Origin of the sequence: Nostoc sp. (assembly GCF_036916655.1) — a bacterium.
GTDB lineage: Bacteria > Cyanobacteriota > Cyanobacteriia > Cyanobacteriales > Nostocaceae > Nostoc.
The window spans coordinates 21,194-43,643 of record NZ_JBALFY010000015.1; the positions used below are offsets into that span (position 1 = coordinate 21,194).

General features: G+C 42.1%; 18 protein-coding genes and 1 pseudogene. 8 read left to right on the plus strand and 11 right to left on the minus strand.

Annotation, left to right across the window (positions count from 1 at the left end; genetic code table 11):
- Positions 1-416: 416 nt before the first annotated feature.
- The 5 genes and pseudogenes from V7L31_RS03715 to V7L31_RS03735 form a co-directional block, all read right to left on the minus strand.
- Positions 417-887 (minus strand): HetP family heterocyst commitment protein, encoded by a 471-nt coding sequence (locus tag V7L31_RS03715; protein WP_334695025.1) that lies wholly within the window; start codon positions 885-887, stop codon positions 417-419.
- Positions 888-989: 102 nt separating this feature from the next.
- Positions 990-1,262, minus strand: a complete 273-nt coding sequence (locus tag V7L31_RS03720; RefSeq protein ID WP_334695000.1) for a hypothetical protein — start codon at positions 1,260-1,262, stop codon at positions 990-992.
- A 1,385-nt stretch (positions 1,263-2,647) separates the two neighbouring features.
- A pseudogene (locus tag V7L31_RS03725) lies at positions 2,648-2,863 on the minus strand (cysteine peptidase family C39 domain-containing protein); the annotation flags it as partial.
- A gap of 548 nt (positions 2,864-3,411) precedes the next feature.
- Positions 3,412-5,853, minus strand: coding sequence for a GH116 family glycosyl hydrolase (locus tag V7L31_RS03730; protein WP_334695002.1), 2,442 nt, complete (start codon positions 5,851-5,853; stop codon positions 3,412-3,414).
- Between the two features lie 241 nt (positions 5,854-6,094).
- Entirely contained in the window at positions 6,095-6,472 is a 378-nt protein-coding gene (locus tag V7L31_RS03735) for a CU044_2847 family protein (RefSeq protein WP_334695003.1), read from the minus strand.
- 67 nt (positions 6,473-6,539) lie between these two features.
- On the opposite strand from V7L31_RS03735, the gene V7L31_RS03740 reads away from it, so the two are divergent.
- Positions 6,540-8,660 (plus strand): nSTAND1 domain-containing NTPase, encoded by a 2,121-nt coding sequence (locus V7L31_RS03740; RefSeq protein WP_334695004.1) that lies wholly within the window; start codon positions 6,540-6,542, stop codon positions 8,658-8,660.
- Positions 8,661-8,881: 221 nt separating this feature from the next.
- On the opposite strand, the gene V7L31_RS03745 is transcribed toward V7L31_RS03740, so the two are convergent.
- Positions 8,882-9,175: a CHAT domain-containing protein gene (locus V7L31_RS03745; RefSeq protein WP_334695005.1), complete on the minus strand. Its 294-nt coding sequence runs from the start codon at positions 9,173-9,175 to the stop codon at positions 8,882-8,884.
- Between the two features lie 20 nt (positions 9,176-9,195).
- Here V7L31_RS03745 and V7L31_RS03750 point away from each other — a divergent pair, with 20 nt between their 5' ends.
- The 3 genes from V7L31_RS03750 (at position 9,196) to V7L31_RS03760 (ending at position 14,024) form a co-directional block, all read left to right on the plus strand.
- Complete coding sequence (locus tag V7L31_RS03750; RefSeq protein WP_334695006.1) at positions 9,196-10,701, plus strand: ShlB/FhaC/HecB family hemolysin secretion/activation protein; 1,506 nt, start codon at positions 9,196-9,198, stop codon at positions 10,699-10,701.
- Between the two features lie 29 nt (positions 10,702-10,730).
- On the plus strand, positions 10,731-13,724 hold the full coding sequence (locus V7L31_RS03755; protein WP_334695007.1) for a UPF0182 family protein: 2,994 nt from the start codon (positions 10,731-10,733) through the stop codon (positions 13,722-13,724).
- A 117-nt stretch (positions 13,725-13,841) separates the two neighbouring features.
- A complete protein-coding gene (locus tag V7L31_RS03760; RefSeq protein ID WP_334695008.1) occupies positions 13,842-14,024 on the plus strand; it encodes a hypothetical protein in 183 nt (60 codons plus the stop codon).
- A gap of 57 nt (positions 14,025-14,081) precedes the next feature.
- Here the strand turns inward: V7L31_RS03760 and V7L31_RS03765 are convergent, their stop codons facing one another.
- The 5 genes from V7L31_RS03765 to pheS form a co-directional block, all read right to left on the minus strand.
- Positions 14,082-14,549: a hypothetical protein gene (locus V7L31_RS03765; RefSeq protein ID WP_334695009.1), complete on the minus strand. Its 468-nt coding sequence runs from the start codon at positions 14,547-14,549 to the stop codon at positions 14,082-14,084.
- A gap of 275 nt (positions 14,550-14,824) precedes the next feature.
- Positions 14,825-15,127, minus strand: coding sequence for a hypothetical protein (locus V7L31_RS03770; protein WP_179066195.1), 303 nt, complete (start codon positions 15,125-15,127; stop codon positions 14,825-14,827).
- Positions 15,128-15,392: 265 nt separating this feature from the next.
- Entirely contained in the window at positions 15,393-15,803 is a 411-nt protein-coding gene (locus V7L31_RS03775) for a Uma2 family endonuclease (protein WP_334695010.1), read from the minus strand.
- A complete protein-coding gene (locus V7L31_RS03780; RefSeq protein ID WP_179066196.1) occupies positions 15,800-16,015 on the minus strand; it encodes a hypothetical protein in 216 nt (71 codons plus the stop codon). The genes V7L31_RS03775 and V7L31_RS03780 overlap by 4 nt, the downstream gene beginning before the upstream one ends.
- 45 nt (positions 16,016-16,060) lie before the next feature.
- Complete coding sequence (gene pheS / locus V7L31_RS03785) at positions 16,061-17,053, minus strand: phenylalanine--tRNA ligase subunit alpha (protein WP_334695011.1); 993 nt, start codon at positions 17,051-17,053, stop codon at positions 16,061-16,063.
- 372 nt (positions 17,054-17,425) lie between these two features.
- Between pheS and surE the strand changes: the two genes are divergently transcribed.
- From surE to V7L31_RS03805, 4 genes are all read left to right on the plus strand, one after another.
- On the plus strand, positions 17,426-18,223 hold the full coding sequence (gene surE, locus V7L31_RS03790) for a 5'/3'-nucleotidase SurE (protein WP_334695026.1): 798 nt from the start codon (positions 17,426-17,428) through the stop codon (positions 18,221-18,223).
- A 287-nt stretch (positions 18,224-18,510) separates the two neighbouring features.
- Positions 18,511-19,407: an MBL fold metallo-hydrolase gene (locus V7L31_RS03795; RefSeq protein ID WP_179066198.1), complete on the plus strand. Its 897-nt coding sequence runs from the start codon at positions 18,511-18,513 to the stop codon at positions 19,405-19,407.
- Between the two features lie 687 nt (positions 19,408-20,094).
- Positions 20,095-21,159: a bifunctional riboflavin kinase/FAD synthetase gene (locus tag V7L31_RS03800; protein WP_334695012.1), complete on the plus strand. Its 1,065-nt coding sequence runs from the start codon at positions 20,095-20,097 to the stop codon at positions 21,157-21,159.
- A 104-nt stretch (positions 21,160-21,263) separates the two neighbouring features.
- Positions 21,264-22,172 carry an AAA family ATPase gene (locus V7L31_RS03805; RefSeq protein WP_334695013.1) on the plus strand — a complete coding sequence of 303 codons (909 nt, stop codon included), beginning with the start codon at positions 21,264-21,266 and terminating at the stop codon, positions 22,170-22,172.
- Positions 22,173-22,450 lie beyond the last annotated feature (278 nt).

Below are 22,450 nucleotides of genomic sequence, written 5' to 3' on the forward strand. Positions count from 1 at the left end.
AATTTGGATTGGGGGAATCCACCTCCCCAAATTCTCTTTGATCAGACTTACTCAGAAACAGAACCACCAGTAGTAACGGTTGAATTATTAGTCTTGGTGTAGGAGTTATTTACTCCAGGAAATACTGACTACTCTTGTAATCAGGTTGATTTATTTCATAGTCAGAACTAATCATCGATTTTATTTTTTAAAATTAACTTGCTTGCCAATCACCTCTATTTTGGTTTAAGTTGTAGTTATTATTAGTTTACCAATACTGTCAGTATATATTTGCCATTTTGGCAGATTTTTACAAAAAATTATCAAATTAATCACTGTTATAGAAAACCTGCGATGCTATAAATTTTAAATTAGCATCGCAGGCTTTCAGAGGCTCAAGCAACTCTAGAACAGAATCTATTGATTCCAAAGACTTTTTAATTGAATCCACAAGATTTCAGGGAAATATCTTGAGATTTTTCTGGTTTTAATGGTGATTTACTTGATTGATGTTCATTAATTTTCTGTGTCAATCTCTGGTCTAAACTACCACCACGAATTTCTGTTTTTTGTTTTCCAACGACTTCCAGATAAGCTAGGTCTTTAATTTTGCCTAAGCAGCTTGATGACATATTATTATCAGACCTGGAATCATTAGCATTTTTCAGCATTTTGAGATTTTCACTCTGCTGTTGTTTTGTCCTGTTGGCTTGAGAGTTTTCTTTGAGTAATCGATTGTAGGTGCGATATGGAATGTAATGCAGAGGATTATAACCACCAAATCGCAGCATTAAAACACATGCCCAGGAATATTTTCCAGCTAGAATTGCTTCAACTACTTTGTCAAATTGTTGAGCTTTCACTGTGTTATCTAAATTGTTACTAATACCAGCAATGTCTTGGTTCATCATAGTGTTTAGTTATCTTGGATGAAGTAAACTAGTTTAATTTCTGCGATTGTTGATGTTTCAATTGAGGTGTACAGACTGCGTTAGCTTTTTTGCAGCTGGTTAAATCGCTTCTGGGAAATTATCAGCTATAGAGGGGTGGTGAATCTTAACGAAGGATAAAAATCTATCAACAGCCGCGTACATAACTTTCCCCAACTCTGATTGGCTCCCGCAGCTTTGAGCGGTAAAAAAATCGGCTGAAATTCTCTGCTGTTTGAGCTTTACTTTGGCGCTGTTGAGCAGAGTTTTAGTGATTTTGGCTGATAACTCCCCTAATAAACTAGTTTTGGCAAGAGCTAGCTTGTAGTAGGGATACAAATTATATAGATTCATTTCTGAACTGTCCCCTTGGCTTGAGGTTTCGACTGCATTTGACCTGATGATTTTTTCCATGAACTGACCCTTGATTAAAACAATCAAGTTTTTAACCAAGTTTGTTAGCTGCTCAGTCCGAATTATCTAGATTTCCTCTGATGAATGGAGGAAATTTTGCTTATAGCTTGTTAGTAAGTGAAAGGTAAAAATTTATCTTTTGTCTTGTCAGATGACTTATAAGACAAAAATCTCAGCATGGCTCTTGGTTGATGTAGTCTTGTGTTATTAAACTTTCTCAACTCCTAATTCAATAAAATTTCTCTGTTCGCGTGCTTGTATTTCTTACTACTGCTTAATTAGGCATTTTCCGGGAAATTTGCATATTTTTTTAGGCTAATGAAGAAAATTTATTTATCTTTGGGCTGTAACAATGACATTCGTATTTATACTATTTTTTGTCGTTAATGTCATCTACTAAGCTAGCAGGTTTATAGGTTAAATTTACTGAATGTATTCCTATACTTACTTGTGTATTGTGCAACTTTTATATTCGTCCCTCCTACTAATTTTTGAGGGGTCTTACCCCTCACCCGACATCAATTTAAAACCTTTATTATTGTCGAGTCACTAGAAAATATTACCATTAACTATAATGTAAAACAACTTAGAAAAATATTAGTAAATAGAAGATGAAAACGTTATAAGCATAGGATTTAACATATTTTTTTAATAGGTTAAGTTAGATACTTGTACTTATTATCTTTGTAGTTTTTGATTTCCAAAAACTACAGCTTCAGCTTCTCTCAATGAAATCGCTGTAAACTAACCATGAATATTTCATGATCGTCAGCTAGTAATCATATATAGCCCAGTTGTGAAATAAAACTACTGGTTAGCGGTAATTATATATAGATAGCCTGGATAAGCATCAACTAAGTAAAGCAAAACATCTATAAATGAATGCTTTTGCTAAAAAAGATGTAGCAGCCTAAGTCAGTACAAAATTAGATAATCTAATAATAAAGATAAGGCTAGTTAATACTGAATATTCTTAAGTAAGTTCAGCAGGAATTTATATGTGTATTAATATCTAACAGATTTATAAAGTTGAGATGATAAATAAATGTAGTGGAAGTTTGGCTAAATGGTAGTAAAAGCCACCAATTACTATAAGTTTGTAATGAGTGCCTAAGAGGCTATTTGAAAAATCTAATTTAATATCAGCCCTGGCGAATATAATTCGCGGCTACACAGACGAAACCCATCTCCGTGGGTTGAAGACATTGATTTTGTGTGTTATTGAGGCAACAGGTATTTTAGATAGAAGAACCAGCTAGATTCAAACTCTGGATGCGAAAGCAGGTATCTGGAGCAGAAATCAATGTGCGATCGCCTCTAACTTTTCAGACAATTACTACATAATGGATTTCTTGCCAATTAGCCATCCACGGGTTATAATTTGAATCCAGCTTATTAATACTCTGCTTAACTGATAGCGCTTCATATTCCAAAGTTTGAGCTAATCCTGCTAAACCCTGGAGAAATGCACCTGTATCTAAGTTACGCAAATTGTAGAGGTTTAAGCGTATGCCCCAGTATTGGTTAATCATTGCCAAACACGCAGCATCACTATTTGAATGAACTTTGCTGTTGAATGCAGGAGTAGGTACTTCATAAACCTAGCTTTTAATTGTGAACGTAGTCGGGGAAATATTAGCAATATTTATAGCTAGAGCTAGTAATATTTGCATTCTTTGAAACAGTAATCTTGAATTCTTAATCCTTCAACTCTTACCATTACTGAAATTTTCCTTGACTTCCGGAAACACTCAGAAAATAAAATCATAAATAGACATCTACCGAATTTAAATTAATACGCTTGTGTGAAGGGCTACTGGCAACGATTTTGGGGTTTCGAGACGCGATAAATCGCCGTCTCTACAAGTGTTTTGTTGCTCATTCTGAACTGTATTGGAATTGAAATATGCGTTATCGAGAGACGTAGCTTTTTCTTAACTTGACACCAATGGCAAGATGCCCACCCCACAATCATATTGGAAAAATATTAGTGCAAATTAAAGGCGCAATAGCTTATGAATGTTCGTAGGGGCGTACAGTTCCACCCCTATGTATGTTGTGTCAAAACGACAAACGTTTTGATAGCCGCTCAATTAATAACTAAGTAAATTCCCCAAATTGCCATTGGCCGTAAGTAAGTGCTAGCGCGAAAAGTGCCAGTTGCGGTGATTGCTTCAGGTGTGCGAAATTGCAGACCATTATCATAAATTTGCTGCACTACAGCTTGTGTCAACTTCAATGCTTCATCTTTCATTCCTGTTTGTACGAGAAAAGCCGCCAGCCCAAAGTTTATTCCCGTCCAAACTTCTAAGGGATGAGTCGCTTGGGGATTTTCTGGTGAACCGTCAGGACGAACACCATTAGCAGCACCAAACTCACCATTGCAGAACTTCAAAAAGCAAGCATCATAAACAGTTTTCAGGGCAGAAAGAGCGCGATCGCTCGGTACAATATCAGGTAAGTCCAGCAGACGAGCATAAAACTGTCCGCACAATTGATCTGCCATTACCACATCAGAACCACTTTCACTATCAAGTTGGTAATATTTTCCATTCCAAAGTTTTTCTTGGTAAATGGGAAGAGATTGTTGTAACCAAGTTTCATAGATGGATTTTTGCGCCGCCAACTCTGTTGTGTTACCTATCTGGTAAGTTAATAAAATATTGCTGATTGCGATCGCAGCCTCCAACGCCGCCAACCACAACCCACCACAATAGGCGCTGACTCCTTGTAACCGCCAATCATCAAAGGTTTGGTCAGGCGCACCAGCATTTTCAGGAATTCCATCGCTATCAAGGTCAAAGGTTTTCAGGTAGTCAAGGGTTTGAACGATCGCATTCCAACAATCTGCTAAGAATTCTACATCGTCAGCACCAGTGAGCAGAAAATCACGGTATACTTGCAAGACAAAATCACTACCCAAATCTTTCCACAAGTTGCAGTCTTGATAGCTGGTGTAGTTGGTTTTTTGCCAAACGTGTTCATTGGGTGCGCCTAAATCGTGGGGTGTTGCACCTGCAACTTTGCGAACGGCGATCGGGCTTTCGGCTTTAATTGTCATGTAATAGCCAATGATTCGCGGAGTATCATCACCTTGAGGAATTGCCCGTGCAAATGCCCGAATTACTGACTTTTCTAATTCTGGAAACAGCATCAGCAAGGCAAAAGATCCATACAACCGCACATCTAGACTTTCGTACCAACGGTAATCTAAGCACTCCAGCACCGCAAACTGACCGATGGGGTCAAGTTCCGATGCTGCACTCCAGAGAGTACCACCACTGGTGAGGTCATAAAGCTCATTAAATAGAGCCATTTTAAACCAGTCGGGTAAATCTTTTCGATCGAGAATGGGTTTTTGCCAACTTTGAATTTGCGATCGCCAGTTTTGATATTCTTGTAGTGCAGTGGATGCGATCGCCCAAGCATTTTTACCACTTCGATCAAAAAAGTCCGTATATCTGCGGTAATAGTTAACTCCAGCCGCAAATTCTGTGATGGGTAAATCCCAAGCGAGGACAAAGGGGATTTCGAGAGTTTCGCCTGGTTGGAGAGTAAAACGGAGTGCGATCGCAGCCCCTAACTGTTCACCTTCTCCTACAGAATTTGCATCTATATAATTAGGCAAAGAACCATCTTTAGCAAAGCTTTGCCATACATCATCACCCGTTCCTTCAGAATTCCATCGGCTGTGGTGAAATACTTCCACCTGGGGATGCTTAACTGTAGCAATACACCAAGTTCCGTCACCTTCTTGCAAAGGTTCATTACTAACCCGACCTAAAACACAGCCAAACTGTTGTGTATTTTCAACTATTTGGTTATAGTTTCCTTGACTTTCGCCCCAGCGCGGTTGATATTCATAAACCGGACTACCATCATCGCGCACCTGTACTTGAGGAGACTTGAGAGCATTTGTAAACCAGCCCACCATATTTTCCCAAGTAAACATGATGCTGAGAGTAATTGCTGCATCTGTGGGGTTGTGGGCATTCCAGAGGAATATTGCCACAGGGTAGCTAGTTTCTTGATAATTGCCTGCCCAAATTGGGGAAAATTGCTCACAAGTCAACTGTGCTTGAAATACATTTTCATACACAAACCAGCTACGCGGGTATAGCGCGTGATAATTGCCTGTATTAGATTCTTGCCCCTCTGCCCCTCTGCCCCTCTGCCCCTCTGCTTTCTTATTGGCTGGATACCACTGCCAAGCCTTGAGAGTACGATCATCGGGTGCTTGGGTAGATAAAGCGTAGGCTTGAGAAGATGTACCATTGGACTCAAACACACTGAATTGACAAGCGGGAACGTTTTTAAAAGTATGCTCACCGCCGTCGATGTGCCATAGGTTAAAATCTCCCCGTGAAGAACGACCGATGCAGCCTGCACCAAAGCCACCTAAAGGCATACCATGCCAAGGACCATCATCGATATTACTTGCGTAGCGGACGGTATAAGGTTTGTCCCAGCCCAAGCCGATGGGACGGCTCCAAGTGCAAGAGGGAATTTTCGGAGAGAGTTGATTTGTCATCGCCTAATGTTACAGTGTGCGGTTACGTCCATGAAGACTAGCCCGATGTGCGATTTTTCTCAAGTAAAACACGATCGCTCACCCTTTTAACTCGGAACTTCGTGCTTTGAACAGCAACATCCGAGTTCCAAAGGTGAATTATGGTAAGCAAAGGGCATAGGCGTAGCCCGCTCTTAGACATCGCTTACATAATTCCTAGCAGAGTTAAAGATATAAAGCTTATCCCTGCTAAAGCAAAACCTCAAGTGCTGGAATTTTGCTTCTTTTCAGGAAATTTACACTTCACCTCGATTTCAAAATTACTCTCCGCCGAACCTTCAGTTATAAAAGGGATACCAGTTTTTCCGCCTATCTTCAAGCCAAACTTCAGAGTAATCTCTTCAACTTCGGCAGTACCTAAATTTTTAAAAGCGCCAATGGCATATTTGGTATAAGCTCGAATTTGATGGTGAACTTCCTCAATCTTGACAAATGCCTCTTCCCGAAAGCCGTAGGATTCTTTCTCCTCATCAATCTCCGGTGTAACAACTTCTGGTATATTTGGCGTTTCCTTTGACTCGAACAGAATTGTATAGATTTCCCCGTCTTCTTCAAAGACTAAACGTTCTATGTTCGACATCAAGCCCTCAGATTTTAGGTGTATTTACGTTATCTTATTCTGTAACAGACAACTTAAATATGTATAGATGGCTCGTTACGCGCTTGTAGTTGGCATTACAGATTATACAAAGCAGCTTCCCAACCTCACAAAACCAGCTAAGGATGCAGAAGCAGTCGCGCAGATACTAAAAGCGCATGGTGATTTTGAGGATATCACTGTTCTCAAAGGGCAAGTTAGTACAACTAAGTTGGCTGAAGCTTTAAAAACACTTTTGCAACAACAAGCAGTTAAAAACGAAGCGCTAATTTACTTTACAGGGCATGGCATCACCGTATCTGACAGCTTAGGAACACAACAAGCATATCTAGCAACCTCTGACTTGACAATTGCCACTCAAGGTAAGCAAATTATTGAACAAACAGGCGGGATTAGTCTTCTGAGCCTCAACAATTTAATTAGAGACTCCGACTTGAGTAGTTTAGTAGTGCTGTTAGATTGCTGTCATAGCGGTGAATTTTTAGAACGCAATCTCATCGAAAAAACTCTTACCGCCTTTATTTCACAGCGCGATTACTACTTTATTGCTGCTTGCAGAGGTTTTCAACAAGCTTATGCCGAAAAAAGCGCACAACACAGTATTTTTACAACAGCTTTGCTGGCTGGTTTATCACCAGAGAACACTAACGATCGCGGACAGGTGACAGGCGATCGCCTCTTCGATAGACTTGCTACAGAACTTAAAAGCAGTGGTCAAGAACCAATCCGTATGGGTTGGGGGCGTTGCATTACGCTAGTGCAGTATCAACCCAAACAAACAGCAGTAGTTATCAATGAAACTTGTCCCTATCGAAGTTTAGAGGCTTTTAACAAAGAACAAGCACGGTTCTTTTTCGGGCGAGAGAAAGTGATCCAACTGCTGCTAGAAAAACTGGGACAAGCTAATTTTGTACCAGTGATTGGCGCTTCGGGGAGTGGTAAATCTTCAGTTGTTCGAGCCGGATTGATTCTTGCCTTAGAACAGAATGGCTGGCAAGTCTTAGAGATGACACCAGATGTTGAGCCGTTAGCTGAGTTGAGAGGGATTTTCAAAACATATTTTTCTAACTCAAGACAACTCTATGATTACATCCGCCATCACCCAGATGGTTTACGTCAGGTAATTTCTTGTCTGCCAACTTCCCAGCGTTTTTTGTTAGTGGTGGATCAATTTGAAGAGGTGTTTACCCTTTGTCCAAAAGAAGAGGAGAGACGCCGATTTATTGAGTTGTTAACAGAATTTCCACCTTTGGAAGGAGGTTTGGGGGAAAGTTCGCGGTTGGCAATTGTCACTACAATGCGAGCAGATTTTCTCGAACCTTGTTTGAGCTATGAATCGCTAACTAACATAATCCAGAAACAGGCAGTTTATATGCCGCCATTGGTGGGTGCAGAATTAGAAGAAGCGATCGCATCCCCAGCAAATTTACAAGGTTATAAGTTGGAGAGAGGTTTACTGGGAGCTATCCAGCACGAAGTGATAGGACAAGAGAAAGGCTGCTTACCTCTATTACAGTTTGCTCTTACCGAACTTTGGGAACAGCGCGATCAGCAAACACATCAGTTGACAGTGGCTAAATATAACGAACTGGGTGGAGTAACTGGGGCGTTGAATCGTCATGCAGAAAATCTGTATGCAAGTTTCACTGAACAGCAGCAAGATTGGGTGAAGCAGATTTTTTTAAAACTGGTGCGTACTGGCGCACAAGCTAAGGATACTCGACAATGGCAAGCTAAAACTAAATTATTGAGTATTGCTGGTGAGAACCCAGATGAGCAGCAAGTCATAAATGATATTCTAGAAAAACTGATTCAAGGACGCTTGATAGTACTTGATTGCGAACCAACAGGAGAAGTTTGGGTAGATTTAGCTCACGAAGCTTTGATGGAAGGTTGGGAAAGGTTTGCTAAGTGGCGTAAAACAAGACGGGAACTTAGGCGATTGCGTGATCGAATCGAAGATGCTCTGCGGATATGGGAGGAGGAACCAAGAAATGAAAATTTAATGATGGGGGGATTACTAGCGAAAGTGCAAGAGAGATGGTCAGAACTTGAATCTGATTTAGACACGGCAGCTAGAGAGTTCTATCAGCACAGTGATGCCCAAGAAAGGCAACGAAAAACAGCAGAAACTTTCTACAAAATATATCTATCCGAAAATTACATATAGAACAATACAGTTCAGTTAAGCATTTCTTTCTTTTCTTTGCGTCCTTGACAGTTCGTTAAAAAAATTGACTTTTACAAAGATTTTTAGTCTTAACTGAACCCTATTGACATATAGAATTCCAAATTCTCTAGCGATCGCCTTCTTGAACTTGGAACTGGGAACTTCATGCTGAAAACTGCAATATCCTACTCAATCTGTTGAGTAGAACCAGACCACTTTTCTTACCACGGGCTACCAATCATGGTGAATGGTGCCCAATAAAACGGATGCGAGAGATTACCAACGATATTCTGCTGTAAGTAGCTTGCCATTTGCGGTTGCAAAGATACACCTCCATTTATGCCAGTTAATTGATTACCTTCAATTCGCACTTTGCCCTGAATCATGGCTAACTGTGCTTGTCGCAGTGCTTCTGCTTTAATGGGTGCAGTCTTTAAGTGGCTGTAAAACTCCGTCATTAGCCCTAAAGTTCCGGCATCTGAGACATACCACAAACTGGCAATAGCTGACTTCACACCCGTTTGGATTGCTAACCGTGCCTGCTATTGAAAGTATTCAGGTTAAAAAAATCGAGGTTACGGGTAGTACAATCTTGAATTCAGAACAACTGAATTCCATCACGAAGTCAGTTGAAGGGCGTTCGGTCAGCTTGGAAGAACTCAGACAAGTTGCTGATGCAATTACCCAAATTTACCTTGACCGTGGCTTTATCACCTCAAGAGCAATTTTAGTAGACCAAGCAATAACTGCTGGTGTAGTACAAATTCGGGTAATTGAAGGTGGTGTGGAAAAAATTGAAATCCAAGGAACAAAACGCCTTAATCCTGATTATGTGCGATCGCGTGTCGCTCTAGGTGCTAGCAAACCTCTTTCTACAGCTAATTTAGAAGACCAATTAAGATTGTTACGAACTGATCCCCTACTGTCCAATGTAGAAGCTAGCTTACGCACAGGTAATGAAGTTGGTCAAAGTATTCTGGTAGTTAGAGTTACTGAAGCTGATGCCTTTGATGGCTCAGTAAGTATTGATAATTATTCCCCTCCTAGTGTTGGTTCTGAAAGATTAGGTTTTAATGCTAGTTATCGAAACCTCACCGGTATCGGTGATGAACTTGCAGCAGCTTATTACCGCACAACTCAGGGAGGCTCAAATATTTATGATTTTAGCTATCGAGTACCGTTGAATGCGATGAATGGTACTTTACAACTACGCACTACTATTAACAACAATAAAGTCGTCCAAGAACCTTTGAATGCCTTTGATATTCGGGGAGAATCTCAGTTATATGAAATAAGTTATCGTCAGCCTTTGGTGCGATCGCCTCGTGAAGAATTCGCTTTATCATTAGGCTTTACTGTCCAAAATGGTCAGACATTTACTTTTGCAGGGCCAACACCTTTTGGCTTTGGGCCTGACACAGAAGGTAATAGTCGTACCCGTGTTATTAAGTTTGGTCAAGATTATGTGCGACGAGATGTTAATGGTGCATGGGCATTGCGATCGCTATTTAGTTTAGGTCTTGGTAGCTTTGATGCCACCATCAACCCTGATCCTGTTCCCGATGGTCGCTTTTTCAGTTGGTTGGCGCAAGTCCAACGGGTGCAACGGTTGACTAATGATAATCTCTTAATCGCTCAAGCCGAAGTACAATTAACACCCAATGGTTTATTACCGTCTCAGCAATTTGTGATTGGCGGTGGTCAATCTTTGCGCGGTTATCGGCAAAATGCCCGTGCTGGCGATAACGGAGTCCGATTTTCACTAGAAGACCGCATCACTCTAGAAAAAGACGAATCTGGAAATTCGATGCTGCAAATTGCTCCATTTTTTGATTCAGGAGTTATCTGGAATGTAAATGATAACCCCAACCAATTACAGAAACAGAAATTTTTAGCAGCTGTGGGTTTAGGAGTTTTATGGGAACCTTTACCAAATCTAAATATGCGCCTAGACTATGGTCTTCCTTTAATTAACTTAGACGATCGAGGTGAAAACGCTCAAGATCATGGCTTTTATTTTAGTGTAGGATATAGACTTTAAGGCTTTGCAGATAGTTTGGCTGCAACGGAATGTATCGAAAATGGGGCTTTAGACTATTAATCGCATTCTTTGGGCTGTGGCTACTATTGAATCTGGGTTCCCGCTTGGGAGCAGAGATTTTTTGGTTTCAGGAAGTCGGCTATCTCCAAGTATTTCTGTTGAGGGTGATGACTGGTGGTGTTTTGTGGGTAGTGGTGGCTGGCATAACTGCTGCCTATCTACTGCTAAACTTGGCTTTAGCACAGCGGCTAAAATATCCCCAGTCTCCAAAGATTGAGTCAGCACAACTTGGCAGTGAATTAACAAATTTCCTCAGTCCTGATTATCGAAGACGTAACGAAAGCCAAAAACTTGCGCCACAACGCTTTCAAACATTGAGATTGCGCTGGTTGTTACCTGTAGCTCTGGTACTGAGCTTGTTAATTGGGTTAATTTTAGCCCACTATGGTCAAATTGCTCTTGCCTACTGGCATTCTCCCGTTAATCAGGCTAATCTAACCATTCCCGCGCTATTTCGACCAGAGACAATCTGGCAACTATTGAGGCAGATTATCTCTCAAGTCTGGTATCTGGGCTTAATAGGGGGAGTAGCGATCGCAATCTTAGTTTATCCCCAATTTTTATTAACTGCGATCGCCATTTTATTCAGTCCCCTTTTTGCATTCATCCTCTTCCAACACTGGCCAAAGGTGCTGCAATATTTCCACCCTACTCCTTTCAACAGCACTGAGCCTTTATTTGGTCGAGATATCAGCTTTTACGTATTTTCCTTACCTTTTTGGGAACTCCTAGAACTCTGGCTGATGGGATTATGTTTGTATGGCTTCGTCGCCGTTACTCTCACTTATCTCCTTTCAGCAAACAGTTTAAGTCAGGGAATTTTCCCCGGTTTTTCGCCCCAGCAGCAGCGCCATTTATATGGTATGGGTGGCTTATTGATGCTGGTAGTGGCTCTGAGTTATTGGCTAAGTCGCTATGAACTTGTGTATTCTAGCCGGGGAGTCAGTTATGGGGCCAGCTATACGGATGTCACAGCCCAGTTGCCAGCTTACACTGTCTTGTGCATCTTGGCAGTGGCGATCGCCTATTACCTACTTTGGCGAACATTTTTCTGGCGATCAAAATCTCAGCATCGCCGCTTGGTATTTTATAGCTTAGGGGTTTATCTCTTATTAGTTGCAATAGCTGGCATTATTCTACCTACTGTAGTGCAATATTTAATTGTCCAGCCGAATGAGTTGCAACGAGAGCAACCCTACATTCAGCGTACTATCGCCTTGACTCGCCAAGCATTTGATTTAGAGGCGATCGATGCTAAAACTTTCAACCCGCAAGGAACATTGACTGAAGCAGATATTCAAAAGAATGACTTGACAATTCGGAATATTCGCCTTTGGGATCAGCGGCCACTGTTAGAAACTAACCGTCAACTGCAACAAATTCGGCCGTATTATCGGTTCCCTGATGCCGATATCGACCGATACACTTTAGTAACAGATATAACTTCACGCCAACCATCTACTCCGCAAAATACGCTAGAATCGACAGAAAGGCGGCAAGTATTGATTGCTGCTAGAGAATTAGACTACAGTGCAGTACCACAGGAAGCTCAAACATGGGTTAACCGCCATTTAATTTATACCCACGGGTTTGGGTTTACTGTTAGCCCGGTTAATACAGTTGGGCCGGGTGGGCTACCAGAATATTTTGTTAAAGATATTAGCGGTAATATTAGCGCCCTCACAACTTCCAGTGAGGCCATTCGTCAAAGCATTCCCATTGGGCAACCCCGAATTTATTACGGTGAAATTACTAATAGCTATGTGATGACTGGCACAAGAGTTAGAGAGCTAGACTACCCTAGTGGAAGTGACAATGTTTACAACTCTTATGATGGACTAGGTGGCGTTGAAATCGGTTCAGCATGGCGGCGCTGGCTTTTTGCCATGTATTTGAAAGATTGGCAGATGGTGCTAACGCGGGACTTTTTGCCAGAGACAAAATTGCTACTGCGACGGAATGTTAAGCAAAGAATTCAAGCGATCGCACCCTTTCTGAAATTTGACAGCGATCCTTATTTAGTCGCTGCTGCCGCTAATCAAGATTTTCCTAGTAATCCCAGTTATCTTTACTGGATTGTTGATGCCTATACAACGAGCGATCGCTATCCTTACTCTGACACTGGTAGCGATGGTATCAACTACATTCGCAATTCTGTCAAAGTTGTGATTGATGCTTACAACGGCACTGTTAACTTTTATATTGCCGATTCAAGCGATCCGATCATTGCCACTTGGGCAGCGATATTTCCCAAAATGTTCAAACCGCTTAGTAAAATGCCGGTCAATCTCCGCAGTCATACCCGTTATCCGGTGGACTTTTTCAAAATTCAATCTGAGCGATTGATGACTTACCACATGACTGATCCTCAGGTATTTTACAATCGGGAAGACCAGTGGCAAATCCCCAACGAAATCTATGGCAGTGAACCTCGACCGGTAGAGCCGTATTATTTAACTACTAGTCTACCCACAGTACCTTTTGTTGGGGAATCCTCCCGCAGAGAAGAATTTATCCTGCTTCTCCCCTATACTCCCAAACAACGGACTAATTTAATCGCTTGGCTAGCCGCGCGCTCGGATGGCAAGAACTATGGTAGGCTAGTTCTGTATGTCTTTCCTAAAGAACGCCTGGTTTATGGAACAGAGCAAATCGAGGCGCGAATTAACCAAGACCCAGTAATTTCACAGCAAATTTCCCTGTGGAATCGCCAGGGGTCGAGAGCCATTCAAGGCAATCTCCTAGTAATTCCCATTGACCAATCTCTGCTATATGTCGAGCCAATCTATCTAGAAGCCACACAGAATAGTTTGCCAACTTTGGTGCGGGTAGTCGTAGCTTACGAAAACCGGATTGTCATGGCACAAACCTTAGAACAAGCATTGCAGGGAATTTTTAAACCAGAAGTTACACCAGCCCCAGCGATTATCCGTCCCTTTGAAGAAGCAGCCCCAGCAGGTTAATGATTTTAATACTAAATAATTACATAGTAGGCGATGGTGAGCGATTGCCATTAACAAAATTTATTGCAACAGACATAGTTTAATAGTTCAACATAATGTGATAGACACTAAAAGTTAATGGACATGCTACAAAGTAACCAACTAGAAATTCGCCACATTAGTCCTGACGTGAGGCAGTTGATTAAAATGTACGCCGATGTTAATAACTGTACGCAGTCTGAGATGTTGGAGCGCATTGTTTTGGAGTGGAACGCCCAACAAAGCGAGAGCGAACGACCGCCAGGAGACGAAGATGAATAGCTTTTTGCTATAATTTTTAATCTTCTTCTAACGAGAGATTTTAATTAATTTAGCTCTCTAATTCAAGAAAAACTTTCTAAAGATTGGGTCTAGTTTGAGGGATTGAATAAAATCCCTCAAAGTCATCATACTGCCTGTTAAGGTAAACTTAGGAGTGCCATTTTGAGCAACGATTCTCACTTCACCATCTTGGATCTGAATCTTATTTTTAATGCTATCCCATAGAGTATCAAAGCTCTCATCATCCTTACAACCATTGGCTTCAAGGAACTTTTGGCGTACTTCTGTTTTTAACGCTAGTGCTTCTGCTGCTTGAGTACGTGCCTCAAAGTGCCTAATTATATCTTCATAAGCACTTTCCCTCAAAGTTTTGTTTTCAGTCTGAACTTGTTCTAACTGAGCTTTTATGGCTTGCAGTTGGGAGGCTAAAGCAGATGATTTCTGGTATTCAAGTTTTAAGGCTTGCTTTGCGTTGGCTAACAAGGTTTTATAATCTAGCTGATCTTGATTTTTTTCGACTTGCATTTTTATCTCTCGATCAACAGATTTTTGGTGTCAACTCTCGCTAGTGTTGTCAGGTAACTAACGAGAGTTTAAGTAAGTCGGTGAGAAAAATTCAATGTATATAAAGAAATATAAATTAACCGTAGGGTGTGTTATGCCGTAGGCTAACGCACCTTGAATTGTTGACGGTGCGGCGCTTGGCGACAACACACCCTACATTTAAATTTCTTAACATAGTTTGAAATACTTAGCGCCGACTTACTTACGTAAATTTTCTCTGTGTTAGCTGAGTATAGTTATTTCACTAATAATGGTGATTCAGAAGTAGGATTTTCCTGGATACTACTTAAACAACAACTAATGTGCGAACGGATAGCTCGCTCATAAACTCCAGTCTGCTGAGTGCGTACCCCTACAGCTTGATATATTAAATTCACTTCTGGAAATTCAGACCAATACATCAAAAAAATGTCTTTAGCCGGAGTAATAATTTCATAATTATTCTCTTGTCTTTTCTTTCTGAGCTTACAATTATTTAGTTGTAATTTTTGTCTGAATAGTTTTTCAAATTCTAGAATTAAATCTGAAGTATTTTTCATGGGTTATACACGTTAAAACGTGTTAAGGATGCAAAGACTATCTGGTGATATTATTAAGTATGACACTTCAGATACCTCTTACGATATAGTGTATCAGTTATCTGCTATTTGAGAAGGGGAATTCAGTCGCCGGGTAATTCATTAGTGCAGTCTACTGTAAAAAAAAGGCTGTACGATGCCTACGGTAGGCTAGGCCTACGCCCAAACCTAGATATATCAAGAAACTTCAGCCAAAGGATATCCAAGTCTTTGTGTATAATTTTAGCTAAGAGATGGCATCACCCACATTGTTTTCTCTAGCATTAAGTATTTGTTCTGCGGTTAGCTGTAACTCTGGAAAGATAGTAGATGCGATCGCAGTATTTCCGGCAAATCTGGTTTCTTCATAAAACCCGTCAACTAATATCAGTACGGTAACTACATTTCTTTGGGGGTCAACAATCCAATATTCAGCAATTCCCCTTGCTGCATACTCGGAACGTTTGTAGCGATAGTCTCGATCTGCGTTAGCTTTGCCAGGAGAAACTACTTGTTTATGGGTCTGTAACAGTGGATCAAATGGATCGGCGGTTAGTAATGCTAACCGCTCTTCAATTCGCTCTTGTAATTGTGGCTGTCGTCCTATCAATCGCTTAAATGCTCGTTTAAAGGAGGATGCCAGGACTACAGTTTTCACTTACGTAACTCATCAATTATCTGAGTAACGGTTCCACGGAACACTTTACCCGTCTGGTATTCTACCTGTGCTTGAGCGATATTAGCAGCAATTGCAGAACGCCGCCGTTCTGCCAGCCGATGACGTATCAGATCAATTAGTGTTTCTTGTTCATCTACTGATAAGTCTTCGATGCTTTCTAGAACTTGATCTAACCTGGAGAATGAAGTCATTATTTATGATTAACTTGCTTGTAGTACATAACTATTACATAAGTCCTAAAATTGCTGCAAAAATCGCAAATCACTAGCATACAAGCGGCGAATATCATCAATTTGGTGTAACACCATTGCAAACCGTTCTACACCAAAACCAGCAGCAAATCCTGTATAAACTTCTGGATCATAACCCACAGACTTAAGTACATTTGGATCGACCATACCGCAGCCCATCACCTCTAGCCAACGTCCATTCCACTGCAAATCTACCTCAGCAGAGGGTTCAGTAAACGGGAAATAACTAGCGCGGAAACGAATAGGTAAATCGCCAAATATTGCTTGTAAAAATACTTTAATTGTGCCTTTGAGGTCTGTAAAAGTTAGTCCCTCGTCAATGGCTAAAAGTTCTATTTGATGGAAAACTGCTGAGTGAGTCGCGTCTACATTATCTCGCCGATAAACTCGCCCTGGAGCCACAACCCGAATTGGTGGTTCTTCTCTTTCCATGTAACGAATTTGCACTGATGAGGTATGAGTACGTAAAAGATTCCCATCTGGCAGATAGAAGGTATCCTGCATATCACGGGCGGGGTGGTCAGGCGGGGTATTGAGAGCCTCGAAATTGTAGTAATCTGTTTCCATCTCTGGCCCTTGAGCCACGGTGTAGCCCATACCAACAAAGATATCCAGTGCCCGATCGATAATGCCATTGAGGGGATGAATGCGACCTTGGGGGCTGTAAATTCCCGGCATAGTCACATCCAGAGTTTCCGCCTCTAGCTGTACCTGAATTTGTGCAGCTTCTAAGGTAGCGCGTTGCTGGTCTAGACTAGTTTGCAGGGATTCTTTGACTGTATTGGCGATCGCTCCAATTTTCGGTCGTTCCTCTGCGCTCATTTGCCCCATACTTCGCAACAGTGCCCCTAGTTCCCCTTTCTTACCCAGATAGTTAACTCTGAGTTCTTCCAGACATTCTAGGGTGTCGGCGGCTGCGATCGCTTTTTCTCCTTCTTGCCGCAGTGCTAAAAGTTGAGCTTCTAAATTGCTAGTCATTAGTTATTAGTCATTGGTCTTTAGTCATTAGTCTATAGTCAAAAGCTGTGAACTGGTCGATAAATAAACTTACAGTCATATCCATTAACATCAGCTAAAGATGAGAGTCGAAATTAAACCTCTATTGATCGGTTAGAGAGGTTGGGCTAGTACAATGGGCACAAAAATCTTCCCAACATCCCAATTAACAAGACTTGGAGATTGAACAACTTGTCTTAAAAATAAGCAAACTTCTGCCACAGTGTACTAGCGAGTATCCATGTTTTTTTGCTGCTTGTGACCTCAGACATTGACAAATGGCTAATAACAAATAACAAATAACTAATGACCAATGACTAATGACTAATGACCAATGACCAATGATCAGTGACTATGAAATTACTAATTAGCAACGATGACGGCATTTCTGCCTTAGGGATTCGTACCCTAGCCAATTACTTGGCAGAGGCCGGTCATGATGTGAGTGTAGTTTGTCCAGATCGAGAGCGATCGGCAACTGGACACGGGTTAACTTTACAGCAACCCATTCGTGCCGAAATTGTTGAAGGGATTTTTCATCCTGCTATCAAAGCTTGGGCTTGCGATGGTACACCTTCAGATTGCGTCAAACTAGCGCTGTGGGCTTTACTCCCGACTCCGCCCGATTTGGTTCTCTCTGGCATTAATCAAGGTGCGAATTTGGGAACTGAAATCTTGTATTCCGGTACTGTTTCTGCGGCAATGGAAGGTCTAATTGAAGGCATTCCCAGTGTAGCCCTCAGTCTTATGAGTCACACATCAAAAGACTTTCAACCTGCTGCGAAGTTTGCCAAAATTCTCGTAGATCAGTTAGCCCAAAAACCGCTACCAGATTTGATGTTGCTCAATGTCAATATTCCTGCGGTCAAATGGGAAGAAATTGCCGGTGTTACTCTCACCCGTCAAGGAATACGGCGTTACATTGATGTATTCGATAAACGAGTTGATCCTCGTGGAAAAACGTACTACTGGCTAACCGGAGAGGTAACTGAAGACGTGGAACCCCCAACCGGATTAAACTTGCCTCAAAATGTACCGACAGACGTGCAGGTTGTGCGTAAAAACTACATCAGTGTAACGCCGTTACAATACAATCTTACATACGTAGATGGACTAGATAAATTATCTGAGTGGGAATTTAATTTTCCTTGAATCATTTGATTTATCAGGACAAAACTGGGGTTGTGTAAATGCATCATAGAAAAATGTAGGCTATAACGTAGGGGCACTCTTGAAATAAGTGATACACATCCACCCCAAAACCCGGAAAATTCTAACTGACAGTATTTCATTCACATTTACACAATCAGCCAGAAACAGGGTATGCTGTTTTACCAAGAAATCCTCCCTCTAGCAAAATCGGTGAGACAGCATAAACTTAGACAAAATAAGTAAAAATTCTTTCAATTATCGCCCGCTCAGTCCAGCAAGCAACACCCATGTCTAGGATAGAGAACCAATTTACCGTACAATTTTGGGGCGTTCGCGGTAGCATCCCCAGTCCAGGGCCACACACCGTTCGTTACGGCGGTAATACCCCTTGCATATCAATGCAAGCGGGCGATAAGCGCTTAATTTTCGATGCTGGCACAGGACTACATGTTTTGGGGCAATCTATGTTGCGCCAGATGCCGTTAGAAGCTCACATATTTTTTACCCACTCTCACTGGGATCACATGCAGGGTTTTCCCTTCTTTACCCCAGGGTTTGTGAAGGGGAACGACTTTCATATTTATGGGGCGATCGCACCTGATGGTTCTACCATAGAACAGCGCCTCAACGATCAAATGTTACACCCGAATTTCCCCGTACCCTTGCAGATTATGCAGGCCAATTTAAATTTCTACGACATTCGACCGGGGCAACCAATCCACATCGATGACGTTACCGTAGAAACAGCACCTTTAAATCATCCAGGTGAAGCCGTAGGATACCGTGTCAACTGGCGTGGTGGTGCTGCTGCTTATATCACTGATACCGAACATTTTCCCGATCGACTCGATGATAATGTGCTGTGGCTAGCTCGTAATGCCGACATCTTAATTTACGATTCTACCTATACAGACGAGGAATACCATTCCCCAAAATCCCCAAGAATTGGCTGGGGACATTCTACCTGGCAAGAAGCGGTGAAAGTGGCACAAGCTGCTAACGTCAAAACTTTGGTGATTTACCACCACGATCCGGCGCACGATGACGACTTTTTGGATCGTGTAGGCAAACAAGCCGCTGCAAAATTTCCTGGCGCTATTATGGCACGGGAAGGATTGGTGCTTCAGATTCCCACCTCAGTAGCCTTATCAGAATCTTTTCCTGTTAGTAAGTTTTCTACCTAAAGATTGCGATCGGAGGAATTGGAGATTTTAGATTAGATTGGTGATCAGAAGCTTTCAGCGCGAGAGCGTACCTGTTGGACGCTAAGACAGCGTTGCCTAGAGTTGTCAAAGCGCCACGGGATCGGGGCGACAACAGGAGGACACACTTTATCGATTCACCAACACAGCCCAGAACCCACAGATGACCTCTCTTGCGGCTGATGGTCAGGGTAAGCCTCAATACGAAACTAGAGCCTTTTTAGCTCTAGTATTTGGGATTATCTGGACTTAGCTATTAGCTGTTTGGACAACTTTCTTTGGGTTAGGCTTTTGGCTGATAGCACAAAACCTCAGATGCATTTGGTGGAAGTTCAGACGATCAACAAAAGCTTTCCTCCTCAGCGGGTTGCGCCGATTCCTTTCCAGCAAGCTAAGAATGGCAGTTATTCCACTTGGGCAAATCTCTTTGTGAGAAGACCGCACTGCCTCAGGAATGAGCGCTCTAAGACTGGCTATTGGGTACTTACCGTATGCTGGTGAAGAAATTCTTTTAAGATTTACTTGGGGTATGAATCCTCATACTTATCTTCCCCAGTCCCCATTACCCCTTATCCCCAGAGGGGGCCCCACCATCCCCAATTCAAAGCGGTTTACCATAGGGTAGCTTCCTGCTGATAGCTAAAATAAACCTAAAATCTCAGAATCCACGTGCTAAATTTGTCTAAAAATGGGTGTTCTGTGCGGGTTGCTTCTTCAAGTGAAGGGCTGCTAACGCCAACTGCTGTTGCCCTTGGCAAGTTTGATGGTGTTCATCTTGGGCATCAAAGAGTAATTCAACCAGTCTTGCACGCTGGTGGTAACTTGTCAGTAGCTAGTAGTCGGCAGTCAAAGGAAAATCAACTGGCAAATCAAGAATATACTTACCCAACAGTTGTTACCTTTGACCCCCATCCACAGGAGTTTTTTACGGGGCAACCCCGGACTTTGCTAACGCCACTGGATGAAAAAGTCCAACAATTGCGATCGCTTGGGGTAGAACAATTGGTACTACTACCCTTTGACAAAGAATTGTCTGCACTGAACCCCGAAGAATTCGTCGAAAAAATTCTTGTGCAACAGCTGCGATGCCAACAAATTAGTATTGGGCAGGATTTTTGTTTCGGCGAAAAGCGTAGTGGTACTGCTAAAGATTTGCAATTACTCGCCGCCAAACACAATATTCCCGTTACTATCGTTCCCTTACAAACTTATACAGGTGAATCGCCCATCGAAAGTAGTTGCGTCAGCACTACTCCGACTCAAGATGCCCGCATTAGCACCTCATTGATCCGTCAAACCCTTGAGCATGGCGACATCGAAAACGCAAATCTACTACTAGGACGCCCTTACACTCTCCTTGGTGATGTCGTTCAAGGTCAACAATTGGGCAGAACAATTGGCTTTCCCACCGCCAACCTCCAACTACCAAAAGACAAGTTTTTGCCCCGCCAAGGAGTCTACGCTGTCCGCGTTTTCACTCTCAGCGAAATACCAGATACCGCTCCTAGTGGGAACTTGGGCGTAATGAATATCGGGAATCGCCCAACTGTAAATGGTACTTATTCATCTACGGAAGTGCATTTATTTGATTGGTCTGGTGATTTGTATGGCAAAAAACTAGTTGTGCAGCTAGTTAAATTTTTGCGCCCTGAACAAAAATTTCCTTCTCTTGAAGCCCTGAAAACACAAATTCAACTTGACTGCGTTGTTGCTAGAGAAGTTTTGAGTGCTTAGTGGGAACAATAGATAGGGAATGGGGCATGGGGCATTGGTTATTAATCCTTCTCCCCCTGCTTCCCCTACTCCCTCATCCCTTCACTCCCCACTCCCTACAACGCATGAGAGAAAAAATCGACGCTTTAACACAAAATCTAGCTCTTACCATCGTTGGCAAAGCTGAGGCAATACGCTTAGTGCTAGTTGCTTTGTTAGGTGGTGGTCATGCTCTCCTAGAAGATGTCCCTGGTGTTGGTAAAACCCTGCTTGCTAAGTCCCTAGCTCGTTCACTGGATGGCAAGTTTCAACGGCTACAATGTACCCCCGATTTACTACCAACGGATATTACTGGTACTAACATCTGGAACCCAAAAAGCGGCGAATTTACTTTTCTTCCTGGCCCAGTCTTTACTAACATACTACTAGCTGACGAAATCAACCGCGCTACACCCCGTACTCAGTCAGCGTTGCTGGAAGTTATGGAAGAACATCAGGTAACAGTTGATGGTGTCTCTCGTGCAGTTCCCCAGCCCTTTTTTGTGATTGCAACTCAAAACCCGATCGAGTATCAAGGTACTTTTCCTCTGCCAGAAGCGCAAATGGATCGGTTTATGTTGTCCCTGAGTTTGGGCTATCCTTCTGAGGGAGAAGAACTCCTGATGCTGCAAAATCTCCAAAAGGGTGTAAAAGTTGCTGATTTGCAGCCTTGCATTACCTTGTCAGAAGTACAAGAATTGCGTTACCTCTGTTCTCAAGTAAAAGTGGCGACTTCCTTGCAACAGTACATCCTTGAATTGGTGCGGGCAACACGCCAAGATGAGGAAATTGCCCTTGGTGTCAGTCCGCGTGGCACATTAGCATTACAACGGGCTGCCCAAGCGCTAGCTTTTCTATTAGGTCGTGATTATGTCATTCCTGATGATGTAAAATTTCTCGTCCCTCATGTTCTTTGCCATCGTCTTATCCCTAGAGGAGGACGCAATTCTAGAACTGTTGTGGAGCGATTATTGCGATCGGTTTCTATTCCTTAATGTGAGATGAGTTTGATGAACTAAAAAACAATACACTTGGGTTAAGTGCTATCTGTACAAAATCATGGGTTTTTGAGTTTTCGAGACGCGATAAATCGCCGTCTCTACAAGTGTTTGAACTAAAAAACCGCTATGCAGGGTGGCGGTAACTCTATTTCTTGCTGTGGAGGATATTTGTTTATGTCGCTTGTCTTAGACATCGCTTTTAAGAAGTATCAAAAAAGTGATGATGTCAGATTTGACTAAGGATTTCCTTGGCAGATATTAACTTTAGTTTC